Annotated in this window: 9 protein-coding genes; 5 read left to right on the top strand and 4 right to left on the bottom strand. The window is 72.6% G+C overall.

Features of this window, described 5'->3' with window-relative positions; translation table 11 throughout:
* Nucleotide 1: 1 nt before the first annotated feature.
* Genes GVV04_RS11110 through GVV04_RS11100 form a run of 3 tightly spaced genes read right to left on the bottom strand, consistent with a single transcriptional unit; the run spans nucleotide 2 to nucleotide 5102 of the window.
* Nucleotides 2–4324: a toxin glutamine deamidase domain-containing protein gene (locus tag GVV04_RS11110; RefSeq protein ID WP_161687272.1), complete on the bottom strand. Its 4323-nt coding sequence runs from the start codon at nucleotides 4322–4324 to the stop codon at nucleotides 2–4.
* 17 nt (nucleotides 4325–4341) lie between these two features.
* A complete protein-coding gene (locus tag GVV04_RS11105; RefSeq protein ID WP_161687270.1) occupies nucleotides 4342–4686 on the bottom strand; it encodes a hypothetical protein in 345 nt (114 codons plus the stop codon).
* Nucleotides 4687–4691: 5 nt separating this feature from the next.
* Nucleotides 4692–5102, bottom strand: coding sequence for a YbaB/EbfC family nucleoid-associated protein (locus GVV04_RS11100; RefSeq protein ID WP_328822310.1), 411 nt, complete (start codon nucleotides 5100–5102; stop codon nucleotides 4692–4694).
* Nucleotides 5103–5190: 88 nt separating this feature from the next.
* On the opposite strand from GVV04_RS11100, the gene GVV04_RS11095 reads away from it, so the two are divergent.
* Entirely contained in the window at nucleotides 5191–6420 is a 1230-nt protein-coding gene (locus tag GVV04_RS11095) for an SUKH-3 domain-containing protein (RefSeq protein ID WP_328822309.1), read from the top strand.
* A 2-nt stretch (nucleotides 6421–6422) separates the two neighbouring features.
* On the opposite strand, the gene GVV04_RS11090 is transcribed toward GVV04_RS11095, so the two are convergent.
* Nucleotides 6423–7862: an aldehyde dehydrogenase family protein gene (locus tag GVV04_RS11090; protein WP_161687267.1), complete on the bottom strand. Its 1440-nt coding sequence runs from the start codon at nucleotides 7860–7862 to the stop codon at nucleotides 6423–6425.
* Nucleotides 7863–8004: 142 nt separating this feature from the next.
* On the opposite strand from GVV04_RS11090, the gene GVV04_RS11085 reads away from it, so the two are divergent.
* From GVV04_RS11085 to adh, 4 genes are all read left to right on the top strand, one after another.
* A complete protein-coding gene (locus GVV04_RS11085; RefSeq protein WP_161687266.1) occupies nucleotides 8005–9441 on the top strand; it encodes a gamma-aminobutyraldehyde dehydrogenase in 1437 nt (478 codons plus the stop codon).
* A gap of 4 nt (nucleotides 9442–9445) precedes the next feature.
* Nucleotides 9446–10717: a 4-aminobutyrate--2-oxoglutarate transaminase gene (gabT, locus tag GVV04_RS11080; protein ID WP_161687265.1), complete on the top strand. Its 1272-nt coding sequence runs from the start codon at nucleotides 9446–9448 to the stop codon at nucleotides 10715–10717.
* A 120-nt stretch (nucleotides 10718–10837) separates the two neighbouring features.
* Nucleotides 10838–12118: a helix-turn-helix domain-containing protein gene (locus GVV04_RS11075; protein ID WP_161687264.1), complete on the top strand. Its 1281-nt coding sequence runs from the start codon at nucleotides 10838–10840 to the stop codon at nucleotides 12116–12118.
* A 40-nt stretch (nucleotides 12119–12158) separates the two neighbouring features.
* A complete protein-coding gene (adh, locus tag GVV04_RS11070) occupies nucleotides 12159–13664 on the top strand; it encodes an aldehyde dehydrogenase (protein ID WP_161687262.1) in 1506 nt (501 codons plus the stop codon).
* Nucleotide 13665 lies beyond the last annotated feature (1 nt).

Here is a 13665-nt window from a genome sequence, read left to right as displayed (position 1 = left end):
CCTATAGGGACGAAATTAGCGCGTTCCAAAAAAGTTGCTGCTGGCGTTCAAGGATACCGTCAACTATCGCCCGCTCTCGCAAATTCAACTTCCGGCCATCCTGACGCGCCAGAGACTCAAGGTCTCGCTTGACCTCATAGAGAGAATGCTCCCAGACAGCCACCTCGTCCATACTTGCCAAGTGCAGCCGAAATTCCGCAAGATACCCGTTGGACATCCTAAGCACTAACTGGACATCGCGATAACCACTGTTCTGTGGAGCCTGGAACCGGTCGTCGCAAGCGACGATTTGAACTCTGGGGTGGTCACGCAGGCGCTCGAGGGCCTTGTAGACATCACCCAGCGAGTTGAACTCGACCTTCGCCGCAGCGAGATCGAGCAACCGCGACACATCACCCTGATATTTCCTTATTTTGTCCTCCGCGCGTTTCCTGCCCTTGGGCCTAGGGCGCCAGCCCGCCGCACCGACCACCCGGTCCCCATCATGGGCCAGGTCCTGGGCCAGCGTCACCAGCTCTTCCTGCGCGGCCACCGAAGCCTGGTAGAGGAGTTCGAGGAACTCGGCTTGGTATTCGACATCTGCACGCCGTGTCTGGTCGAAACCTGGCTGCGCCGGATCACTGGATCCCAGATCGATGCTCGCGCTGATTGCTCGCTGTTCGGCGCTCAGTGGCGTGGGCAGTGGCTTTGGCGCACTCGCATCGGCCATCGAATCTAGATCGCGCCCGTTGACCTCGACCGCTACGGATTCCAGTACGCCGATCGCACGCTCATAGCTCGCAAGGTGATGCAGCGTCTCTGGACGCGCCGTCAGGGACACGACCAACTCCGGCGTCTCCAACATCATCCGCACCAGGTTCGGTTGCTGCACCACCTGCTTTACCAGCATCTCGGCAAGTAGCGGCTCGCCGATCGATGGAACCCGCCAGGTGTCGTCCAGCATCTGACGTACCCTGTGGTCCGCGAGGAGCCTGACAGTATCCTGAGCTGCCGCCTCGTGCAGTTGTGGCACGAGCCGTCGCAGGGTGGCCCCGTCCAGTTCGGACGCGAGCTCCACCGGTGTGACACCGGCAGCGAATACCTGATCGAGATCAGAGCTGGCAGCGACGACATCCTTCGGCGAGATCCCACTCGCTAAACGGTGATCCCGGGCCTCGTTACGGGATTGGCGAAGCCTCTCGGCTTCAGAATCCGCCTCACCCTCGCCAGAAGTGGGAGGGTAGTCCTTCGGACGCCCTGATTGCTCGGGTCCCCAGGACCCCGGATCGACTGTTCCTGGGCCTTCGAGCAGGTGCATCCGGTTGACGTACAGGTCGTCGTCCGACGGGTCGTCGGGGCCCGGCTGCCGCTCCCGCACGGGCGCGGGAGGCTCATCGGACGCCTCGGCCCGCTGGTTGAACGTCCCCGGCCCGGCCCCCGCCAGCGGCATCGGGCGGCCGTTCGGGCCGAGGATCAGGGCGTCCAGGCCCGTCACGTTGTGCGGGGCCGGCAACCCGCTGTGCGTGTAGAGCGGCATGTCCGAGACGGTGCCGATCTGCGGGTCCAGGTAGAGCACGCTCCCGTTCTGGTTGAGCGCCACCCAGGCGTGCGACCCGCCGCCCTCGTACGTGGTGATGAGGAACGCGTAGCTGCCGTGACCGCCGGCCCGCAACCGGCCCTCCAGGCTGCCGAAGCCCCGGCTCACCGCGCTCCACGTATCCCCCGGGGAGACCTCCTCATCGGGGTCCACAACCTTCTGGAAGCGCCCGCCGGTGGCGTCCTCCACCCGCCCCGGGCCGTCGATCTCACCGCCGAGGGGCCGGGTGATGTCCCCGGCGGCGTACCCGTCGAAGGTGCGGGGTGCCGAGACCCGGGGACGCCCGTGCATCCACGTCTCGTAGCAGGAGAGGGTGCAGTCCAGGCAGTTGATGCCCCGGGTGGGGTCGGCGGCCGGCCCGCCGTCGTTGGCCAGCCGGAACCAGTCGCCCCGCCGGGGGTCGGCGGTCCGCAGGACCCGCCCATCGGCGTCCCGGGGCACCGCCTGTTCGAGGTCCGACTGATGCAGCGCCAACGGCGGGCGAAGCCCGCCCCACTGCCCGTAGCGGCGGGACCGGTCGATCGGGGGCGGGTCGTCGTCGCCGGTCAGCGCCGAGGGGCCGGCACTTTCCACGACGCCGATGGTGAGGGAGTAGTCGTCGCTGTTGATGCGCTCGAAGTCCTCCCGGTTGTCCACCTCGACGACCTTGGGGGCCACGCTTCCGGCGAGCACCTCCTCTGCGAGGCCCATCTGCCGGTGGTACTGGCGCTCCTTCTGCCGGCCGTCCCGGACGAACTCGTCGGCGAGGTCACGGCGGCCTGCGCCGTTCAGGCTGTACGCCTCGCGAATCAGCCAGCGCGCCTGCTCGTAGTGCCGCTCAGCCCCCTCACGAAGCTCGGCCGCGCGATCGCGACGCCGCTTGTCCTCGTACCAGGCACGCTGCCGCTGGAAGTAGGCCTGGTACCGGCGCCGGTCGAACGCCTCGCGCTCAGCGGCCCACCGCGCCGCATACCACTCGGGTGACCTCGGCACAGGAACGGTGGGATCCGGGCGGCCGGGGCGCTCCGGCGCGGGCTGAGGGGTCGATTGCGGAGCCGGACGCGGATGCGGGCCCCCGGTCTCCGACGCGGGAAGGCGTGGCGGCGGAGTCGGATCGTGCTCCGTGGCCGAGCTGTTCTGCCCGGTCGCTCCGAGTGGGCCGGCGGTGCCGTACGGCGACGCCGACACCACCGGTGGGAGGGTGCTCGGGTTCGCGCCGGACGCCGCCGCCGAGATCGGCGATGAGTGCGGGGTCGACGTCGCGCTAGCCAGTGGAGCGGGGCTCGATCCGCTGGCTGTCGACGAGATGCCGCCGGCGGCCGCCGACGGCCCTGTCTCCACGCCGCGGCTCCCGGGTTGCGTGGCGTCGGCCGGGATCGACGACAGCATCGGGTGGGCGGGCGCCGCTGCTTCCACCGAGGCGGGGCCGGACTGCGGTGCGGAGGGCAGGCCGCCCACGGGATCGACAGTGACGGCGGACAGGACCGGCGTTGCCGGGAGCCCGGAGGTGTCAACCGCAGGGACGAAGGGCACCTGCGCAGGTGCGGGCGTCGTGGCGATGGTCGGTGGCGCAACGGCAGCGGCGACGCGCTCGGACGGGGCGCCACCGCCCACAGGCTGGGGCTGGGGCTGGTCACCCTCCCTGCTCGTCACGCCGGCGGTCGTCCCGGCGGCGGGAAGCTGCGCGCCGTCCGCCGGCGTCGGCACCGACCCGGCTCCGAGGTCCGTCGGGGCGAAGGACGCGCCGGCGAGGACCGCCATCCGGCCATCCAGCCGGTGGTGCAGCGCCGCGTCGGTCTGCCCGGTGGCCGATCCCGTGACGCCCGACGCCGCCGCCCGCGCCGCGTCCTCCAACGACACGGGGCCCTGACCGGTGGCCAGGCTGGCCGCCTGTTCGGCGATCATCTCGCCGGTCATCTCGCGGCCGAAGTGCTCGCCGACCCGCGCCGCCCGCCCGGTCGCGTGCCGCCCGAGACCGGCCAGTGGCGCCACCGCCCCGCCGGCCAGCCCGCCGAGCGCGGACATTCCGGCGTCGGCCAGGTCCAGCCCGTCCCGACGCCCGGTCGAGTTCTGGTACGCCTGCGTCGCGAGGGTGACCCCGGCCTCCTCGGCCGCCTCCTCCACACCCCCGAGTGCCGCCTTCCGGGCCAGGCCCCGCACACCGCCCTCGGCGACCCGCTTGGCGGCGCGTTCCCCGGCCTCCTTCAGGCCCTGTTTGAGGGTCTTGCGGGCCAGCTGCGCCATCAGCTTCTTGAAGATCGTCTGCACGACGAACCGGCTCGCGGTGATCGCGGCGCCGGCGGCGGGGGAGGCGGCACCGGCGGTGAGCACCGCCGCCACGGCCAACGAGAGCAGCTCGACGACGAGGATGCCCAGCTCGATCCAGACCTCGAGCTTCGCCCCCTCGATGTCGCAGCCGCACTCCTCGACCAGCCGGCCGAGGTCGCCACTGACGGCCAGCAGGACCGGCAGCGGGGCCTCGTCGCCGTCGGCCACCCGCCGCCAGGCCGCGTCGAACGCCTCGGCCACCGCCCCGATGCCGCCGTACCCGCTGCGTACCTCACCGGCGGCGGCGATCGCGTCCCCGTGCGGCCCGGCCAGGGCCTCGGCCACGCCGTACCACTGGTCGGCGAGGTCCCAGACCGCCCGCTCGTCGCCCTCCGGCCACTCCACGCCGATCACCCAGTCGAGGGCCTCGTAGACCCAGCCGGGCAGCTCCCACGGCGAGTAGTCGAGCGGGTGCGGGATCGGGCTCGGCAGCAGGCTCACGGCTGTCCTCGGGGTCGTCAGCGCCCGGCTGGCCGCTGGTCGGAGATCCGGTCGAGCCGTCCGGCGTTCCGGGCGTCCGTCGTCACCTCGTTGTCCACGGACCGCACGGCGCCCTCGCCCAGGTTCTCCAGGGCACGCCCGACCCCCGCCCACGCGCGCAGCAGGGTCTCCTCGAATCCGCGGTACTGCTTCTCGAACGCCGCGCCGATGTCGTCGCGGCCCCAGGGGTGGGCCGCGCTGGCCGCCGCGAGCCGGCTGCCCACCTGCGCGCGCCGGGCGGTCACCGCCTCGCCGGCCGAGGTCAGGTCGGCGCCGCCGCGCCGCGCGCGGCCCGGGTCCAGCCAGAGCTGCCCATCGGCCACGCCACTCACTCCCCGCGCCGCATGACGGCGTCGACCCGGCCCAGCAGCGCCCCGAAGTCGCCGGTGCGGAGGAACTCCACCGACCCCGACCCGGCCGGCAGGTAGCCGGCAACCAGCTCCTGTGTGGCGGCGACCGCGACGGCGGTGGCCCGGTGCACAGTCGTGGTGATCTTCCGGCTCAACGCCTTGGCGTCCCGGCCCTGGAACACGGAAGGGTGGACGTCCACCGAGACGAGTTCGCCCCGGGCGCCGGCGACGACGGTCACCTGGCCGTCCTCGGAGCGTTCGGTGACCCGGAGGTGCGCGAGTCGGCTCTGGAGTTCGTCCAGTCCCGAGCGGAGCTGCCGGTACTGCCCGTGCACCTCGTCGAACCGGGCCCGCAGCGCCCGGTTGGCGTCCCGGTCCACGCTCTCCACCACCGCCACCCTCCCCACCCCGTCACCGTCGGTAGGCCAGAACATACCGGGTGCCACGGAATCCGTGGGGTCCGGTAACTTCAATCGGGTGATCGACCGTCAGCAGGCCGAGCAGCTCGCCACCGCCTGGGCCCACCGGGACTCCCAGCGCCTCGGGCACGAGTGCGCCCCGCTGGTCGAGGAGTTCGACCTCGGCTTCCTGATCACGTCCACTGTGGCCCGGGCCGCCGCCGTGCCACCCGGCGACCTGCCGACCATGGTGGTGGACAAGGAGACCGGCGAGGTCTCGACCTGGCCCCGCCTGCCCTTTCCCGCCGTGCGGGAGATGTACCGGCGCAGCCGACCGGCGCAGCCGGTGCCGCGCACGGTGGACCCGGCGAGCCAACTCCTCCGCGAGGTACGCCGCCTGCCGACGCCCGGTGCCGTCGCGCACCTGACCGTCGAGGGCGGTCTCCACACGGCGCAGGGCGCAAAGGGCGACGTCGAACTGCGGCACCACCCGCTGGTCCGGGCCTACCTCGACGAGCTGCCTCCGGGCCACCTGGCGCGGGGCGGAGACCGACACGCGGAAGTGATCGTCGTGTCCGACCTGCTGCACGCGTACGACCACCGCCGCGCCGCCGAGGGTGGGGAACCGATGACCATGGCCGGCTCCCGCGCCCTCCTCGAGACCTGCCGGATCGAGGTGCACCGGGTGCGCGAGCCCGGGGACCCGGCGGGGGGCACGGCCGAGCGGCCCTGCGACTCGTGCGTGAACTTCCTGGTGCACTTCCACGCACTCGACTGGTCCGATCTCGCCTACACCCGGGAGCGGCGGCCGGAATCGCAGCCGCCGGTCCACCCCGGCCGCTTCCCCGCCGAGGTCGCCGACGCGCTGATGGACGGCGGGTGGGAGGACACGATGTTCAACCCGGCCCTCGCGGCCGGGGCCATCGAGGACACGTGCGACGTGGCCGGTCGGCTGCACCGACACGAGCCCTTCCCGGCGGCGCGGGCCGCCCTCACCACGTTCCCGGCCGTTTACTCCCACCGTCGCGGTCCCGGTCAGGAGGTGTGGATCAGCTGGTTCAACACCAATCCGACGCGGGCGGCGCACTCGGCGGACACCCTGGCCGACTTCGGCTCGGTCCTCGGCACGCGGCTGTTCCCCCTCGGCGCGGAGGGCCAGGACAGCATCATCGCGATCGACGAGCGGGGCCGGGTGTTCGTGCTGGACCAGGCCGGCGAGTGGTTCCTCGGCGACGACATCGACGCCGCCCTCACCACCCTGCTGCTCGGCCGCGCCCCCGCCCGGGTACACGACGATGGCACCTGGTAGCGCTACAACAGCATGCCGGTCAGCACCATGACGCGGGGGTCGGTGTAGTCGTCCATCGCGCTGCGCAGGCCCTCCCGGCCGACGCCGCTGCCCTTCACTCCCCCGTACGGCATCTGGTCGGCCCGGTACGACGGCACGTCCCCGACGATCACCCCGCCCACCTCCAGGGCGCGGTGGGCGGCGAAGGCCACGTCGAGGCGGTGGGTGAACACGCCCGCCTGGAGGCCGTACGCCGAGTCGTTGACGGCGGCGAACGCGGCGGCGTCGTGCTCGGCCCGGGCGACCACCAGGACCGGCCCGAACACCTCCTCGGCGTGCACCTTCGCGTCGGCCGGCACCCCGGACAGCACGGTCGGCGGGTAGGTCGCGCCGTCGCGCCGGCCGCCCACCTCGATGGTCGCCCCGGCCACCACCGCCTCGTCGACCCACGCCTCGACCCGTTCGGCCGCCGCGACGGAGACCAGCGGCCCGACGTCGGTCAGCTCGTCGGACGGGTCTCCCGTCCGCAGCGCCTCCACCGACGCGACCAGCCTGGGCAGGAAGGCGTCGTAGAGCCACTCGTGCACGTACACCCGCTGCACGGCGATGCACGACTGCCCGGCCTGATAGTTGGAGAACGTGGCGATCCGGTGCGCGGCGAAGGTCAGGTCCTCGTCGGTGTTCCAGTCCTCGCAGATGATGGCCGCCGCGTTGCCGCCCAGCTCAAGGGTGACGTGCTTGTCGGGCACGGACCGGCGCAGGGCCGCGCCGACCGGCCCGGAGCCGGTGAACGACACCACCGGCAGCCTCGGGTCGGCGACCAGTCCGGCGGCCCGCTCGTTGGGCAGCGGCAGCACCGAGAACATCCCCTCGGGCAGCTCCGTCTCGGCGAGGATCTCGCCGAGCAGCAGCGCCGACAGCGGCGTGGCCGGGGCGGGCTTCACCACGATGGGCGCGCCGACCGCGATCGCCGGGGCGACCTTGTGCGCGACCAGGTTGAGCGGGAAGTTGAACGGCGCGATGCCGAGCACCGGCCCCTTCGGCACCCGCCGGACCAGGGCGATCCGCCCGGTGGCCGTCGGATCGGTGTCGAGGCGTTGCAGCTCGCCGGAGAACCGCCGGGCCTCCTCAGCCGCCCAGCGGAACGTCGACACCGCGCGTCCCACCTCGACCCGCGCCCACTTGACCGGCTTGCCGTTCTCGGCGGTGATCAGTGCGGCGGCCTCTTCGGCCCGCTCGGCGAGCCGGCGCGACACGTGGTCCAGGGCCGCCGCGCGGGCGTGCGCGGGCAGGGCCGCGGCCTCCGCCGCCACCCCGGCCGCAGCCGCGACGGCGGCCTCGACCTGGTCGGGCGTGGCGAGGGTGGTACGCCCCACCGCGCGCCCGTCGTACGGGTGGGTGACGGTCAGCTCGCCCTCGCCGTGTGCGGGGCGGCCGGCGACGAAGAAGGCTCTCGGTTCCACACCTCGGCAGCCTAGACCACCCGCCCTCGCACGGAAACAGTCGCCCAAACCCTTGTCTGCCGCGAATTCGGTAGCCAAAATGGCAGTCAGATTTCGATAACCTCCGCTGTCCGCACCCTCGGCCATTCCTCGGAGACACCTGATGAGCGATCAGCAGAAGCTGCGCAACTTCGTCAACGGCGCGTACGTCGATCCGGTGGAGGGCGGGTACGCCGACCTGATCGACCCGTGCACGGGCGAGGTCTTCGCCCAGTCGCCGGTCTCCGGCGTGGCGGACGTGGACGCGGCCATGCGGGCGGCCTCCGCCGCGTTCGAGACGTGGCGGGACACCACCCCGGGCGAGCGGCAGAGGGCGCTGCTCAGGCTCGCCGACGCGGTGGAGGCTCGGGCGGCCGAGTTGGTCGACGCGGAGGTCCGCAACACCGGCAAGCCCCGCCAGCTCACCGCCGAAGAGGAGCTGCCCCCGGCGGTGGACCAGTTCCGCTTCTTCGCCGGCGCGGCCCGGCTGCTGGAGGGCCGTTCCGCCGGGGAGTACCTGGCCGGGCACACCTCCTACGTGCGGCGCGAGCCGATCGGCGTGTGCGCCCAGGTGACCCCGTGGAACTACCCGCTGATGATGGCGGTCTGGAAGATCGCCCCGGCGCTCGCGGCGGGCAACACGGTGGTGCTGAAGCCGTCGGACACCACGCCGGTGTCGACGCTGCTGCTGGCCGAGATCGCCGCCGAGTTCTTCCCGCCGGGGGTGTTCAACGTGGTCTGCGGCGACCGGGACACCGGTCGTGCCCTCGTGGCGCACCCGACCCCGCAGCTCGTGTCGATCACGGGCTCGACCCGGGCGGGCATGGAGGTCGCCTCCGCCGCCGCGCCGGACCTGAAGCGGACCCACCTGGAGCTGGGCGGCAAGGCCCCGGTGGTGCTCTTCGACGACGCGGACGTCGCCGCGGCGGCCGAGGCGATCGCGATGGGCGGCTACTTCAACGCCGGCCAGGACTGCACGGCCGCGACCCGGGTGCTCGCCGGCCCCGGCATCCACGACGACTTCGTGGCCGCGCTCGCCGAGCAGGCCCGCAACACGAGGACCGGCGCCCCGGACGACGCCGACGTGCTGTACGGCCCGCTGAACAACGCCAACCAGCTCGCCCGGGTGAGCGGCTTCGTCGACCGGCTGCCGGACCACGCGGCTATCCAGACCGGCGGCGCCCGGCAGGGCGAGCGCGGCTACTTCTACGCGCCGACCGTGGTCTCCGGGCTGCGCCAGGCCGACGAGATCATCCAGGACGAGGTGTTCGGGCCGGTCATCACCGTGCAGCGCTTCTCCGACGAGGACGAGGCGGTGCGCTGGGCCAACGGCGTCGACTACGGCCTGTCGGCCTCGGTCTGGACGCGGGACCACGGCCGGGCGATGCGGATGACCCGCCGGCTCGACTTCGGCTGCGTCTGGGTGAACACCCACATCCCGTTCGTCTCGGAGATGCCGCACGGCGGCTTCAAGCACTCCGGGCACGGCAAGGACCTCTCGGTGTACAGCCTGGAGGACTACACCCGGATCAAGCACGTCATGCACAACATCGAGGGCTGACCCCGTGACTTCCTCGGAGGAACTGCACAAGCGGCGCGGCGCGGCGGTGGCCCGGGGCGTCGGCAGCGTCGTCGGCGCGTACGTGGACCGGGCGGGCGGCGGCACGATCACCGACGTCGACGGGCGGGAGTGGATCGACTTCGCCGCCGGCATCGCGGTCACCAACGTCGGCAACTCCGCGCCCCGGGTGGTCGAGGCGGTGAAGGCGCAGGTCGAACGGTTCACCCACACCTGCTTCATGGTCGCGCCGTACGAGTCGTACGTGGCCGTCTGCGAGCGGCTCAACGCGCTCACCCCCGGCACGTTCGAGAAGCGCTCGGCGCTGTTCAACTCGGGCGCCGAGGCGGTGGAGAACGCGGTGAAGGTCGCCCGGCACGCCACCGGGCGGCCGGCGGTGGTGGTGTTCGACCACGCGTACCACGGCCGGACCAACCTGACCATGGCGCTGACCGCGAAGAACATGCCGTACAAGCACCGGTTCGGGCCGTTCGCCGGCGAGGTCTACCGGGTGCCGATGTCGTACCCGCTGCGGGACGGGGGGCTGTCCGGGGCGGAGGCCGCCGCCCGGGCGATCGAGACGGTGGAGAAGCAGGTCGGCGCGGAGAACGTCGCCGCGCTGCTGATCGAGCCGATCCAGGGCGAGGGCGGCTTCGTCGTACCGGCGTCGGGGTTCCTGCCGGCGCTGCGCGAGTGGGCGACGGCGGCCGGGGTGGTCTTCGTGGCCGACGAGATCCAGACCGGGTTCTGCCGCACCGGGGACTGGTTCGCCTGCGACCACGAGGAGGTCGTCCCGGACCTGGTCACCCTGGCCAAGGGCATCGCCGGCGGCCTGCCGCTGGCGGCGGTGACCGGCCGGGCCGAGCTGATGGACGCGGTGCACGTGGGCGGCCTGGGCGGCACGTACGGCGGCAACCCGATCGCCTGCGCGGCGGCGCTGGCGACGATCGAGACCATGCACGAGCTGGACCTGGCCGCCGCCGCCCGCCGGATCGGGGCGACGATGGACGAGCGGCTGTGCGCCGTCGCCGCCGGCGATCCGCGGATCGCCGAGGTGCGCGGCCGGGGCGCGATGCTCGCCGTGGAGCTGGTCCAGCCCGGCACCCTGGTCCCGGATCCGGCCGCCGCGGCGACGGTCGCGGCGGCCTGCCACGCCGCCGGCCTGCTGGTGCTGACCTGCGGCACGTACGGCAACGTGCTGCGCCTGCTGCCCCCGCTGGTCATCTCCGACGCGGAGCTGGCCCGCGGCCTGGACATCCTCGACGGCGCCTTCGGCTGACGGGCCCCGCACCCCGGACGGCACCGGACCCACGGGCGCGACGTCCGGACGAAACCAGGTCGGCCACCGGTATTGGCGATCGGCGTGAGCTGCGTCACGATGGTCGCGAGGAGGTCGCCGATGGCTGACCCGTGGCTCGCCCTGGAGTTCGGCGCCGATCCGGCGGAGCGGATCGCGCAGGTCGGCGCCGCCCACGAGGCGTTCCTCGCGGGAACCGAGCCGGGCCGGGTGCGGGAGGTGGTCCGCCGGTCCTGGCAACGCTCGGCGCTGGTCGATCCCGAGGTCGCACCGCCGGTCGAGCTGACCGACGACGCGCTGGAGGGCTACCGGGCCGCCCACCCGCTGGCCCGGGTGCTGCCGCTGTTCCGGGACCTGCTCGGCGGCATCGCGCTGGACGGCGCGCATCTGATGGCGGTCTGCGACGCGCACGGGCGGCTGCTCTGGGTGGAGGGGCATCCCGGGGTGCTCCGGCACGCCGAGCGGATGAACTTCGTGCCCGGTGCCCGCTGGGACGAGGCGCACGCCGGCACCAACGCCCCCGGCACCGCGCTGGCCTGCGACCACAGCGTGCAGATCTTCGCGACCGAGCATTTCAGCCGGCGCGTGCAGCGCTGGACCTGCGCCGCCGCCCCGATCCACGACCCGGCCACCGGGCGGCTGCTCGGCGCGGTCGACATCACCGGCGGCGACCACCTCGCCCACCCGCAGAGCCTCGCCCTGGTGCGGGCCACCGCCCGGGCCGCCGAGGCCCAGCTCGCCGCCGCCCGCCCGGCTGAGCCGGACGCGGTCACCGTGCGCGCGCTGGGCCGCGACGAGGCGGAGGTGCGCGTCGGCGGGCGGACCGTCCGGCTCGGCCGCCGGCACAGCGAGCTGCTGGTGCTGCTGCTCCACCATCCCGAGGGGCGCACCGGCGAGCAGCTCGGCCTCGACCTGTACGGCGACGACCTGCTGCACCCGGTCACCCTGCGCGCCGAGCTGTCCCGGCTGCGCCGGGCGCTGGGGGCGGAGCTGCTCGACTCCCGCCCGTACCGGCTGCGCGCCCGGGTGCGGGCGGACTTCCGGACCGTCACCGAGCTGCTGGAACGGGGTGAGGTGGCGGGGGCGCTCGACGCGTACCCGGGGTCGTTGCTGCCCTGCTCCGACGCGCCGGGGGTGGCGCGGCTGCGCCGGCTGGTCGACGGGCAGTTGCGCGCCGCCGTGCTGGCCGGCGGCGACCCGGCGGCGCTCGCGGCCTGGACCGCGACGCCCGCCGGCACCGACGACCTGGCCGCCTGGCAGGCCCTGGCGCGGGCGCTGCCGCCGGGCGCCCCCCGCCGGCCCCTCGCGCTGGCCCGCGCCCACCAGCTCGGCATCGAGTACGACCTCGGCCGCGCAACGTCGCTGCAACGTCGGGGTAACTAACCTCGCCGCCGTCACCCGAGCACCGACGGCGGAGGTACCGATGACGCGCTACGACGCGCCCACCCACTGGCAGTCCCGCTACGACCATTTCATCGGCGGCGAGTACGTCAAGCCGCACGGCGGCCAGTACTTCGAGAATCCCACCCCGATCACCGGCCAGACGTTCTGCGAGGTGGCCCGCGGCACCGCCGAGGACGTCGAACGCGCCCTCGACGCCGCCCACGGCGCGGCCGACGCCTGGGGCCGCACCCCGGCCGCCGAGCGGGCGTTGATCCTCAACCGGATCGCCGACCGGATGCAGGAGAACCTGGAGTCCCTCGCGGTCGCCGAGACCTGGGAGAACGGCAAGCCGGTACGGGAGAGCCTGGCCGCCGACATCCCCCTGGCGATCGACCACTTCCGCTACTTCGCCGGGGCGATCCGGGCCCAGGAGGGCAGCCTCGGCGAGCTGGACGACGACACCGTGGCGTACCACTTCCACGAGCCGCTCGGCGTGGTCGGGCAGATCATCCCGTGGAACTTCCCGATCCTGATGGCCGTCTGGAAGCTCGCCCCGGCCCTCGCGGCCGGCAACGCGGTGGTGCTCAAGCCCGCCGAGCAGACCCCGGCGTCCATCCACCACCTGATCTCGCTGATCGCCGATCTGCTCCCGCCCGGCGTGGTCAACGTCGTCAACGGCTTCGGCGTCGAGGCGGGCAAGCCGCTCGCGTCCTCGCCCCGGGTGGCGAAGGTGGCGTTCACCGGGGAGACCACCACCGGGCGGCTGATCATGCAGTACGCCAGCGAGAACATCAAGCCGGTCACCCTGGAGCTGGGCGGCAAGAGCCCGAACATCTTCTTCGACGATGTGAGCGCGGCGTCCGACGACTTCCTCGACAAGGCCCTCGAAGGGTTCACCATGTTCGCCCTGAACTCCGGCGAGGTCTGCACCTGCCCGTCGAGGGCGCTGATCCAGCAGGGTCACTACGCGGACTTCCTCGCGACGGCGGTGGACCGCACCCGGGCGGTACGCCAGGGCCACCCGCTGGACACCGACACGATGATCGGCGCGCAGGCGTCCAACGACCAGCTCGAAAAAATCCTGTCCTACCTGGACATCGGCCGCCAGGAGGGCGCTCGTGTGCTCACCGGCGGGGAACGCGCCGACCTCGGCGGCGAGCTGTCCGGCGGCTACTACGTGCAGCCGACGATCTTCGAGGGCGACAACTCGATGCGGATCTTCCAGGAGGAGATCTTCGGCCCGGTCGTCTCGGTGACCTCCTTCGCCGACCTGGACGACGCCGTGAAGATCGCCAACGACACCCTGTACGGGCTCGGGGCCGGCGTCTGGACCCGGGACATGAACACCGCGTACCGGGCCGGACGGGCCATTCAGGCCGGTCGGGTCTGGACGAACTGCTACCACGCGTACCCGGCGCACGCCGCGTTCGGCGGGTACAAGCAGTCCGGCATCGGCCGCGAAAACCACAAGATGATGCTGGAGCACTACCAGCAGACGAAGAACCTGCTGGTCAGCTACTCCCCCAAGAAGCTCGGCTTCTTCTGAT

It is taken from the genome of Micromonospora rubida, assembly GCF_009908295.1.
GTDB lineage: Bacteria > Actinomycetota > Actinomycetes > Mycobacteriales > Micromonosporaceae > Micromonospora > Micromonospora rubida.
This window is presented reverse-complemented; position numbering and strand designations above follow the sequence as displayed.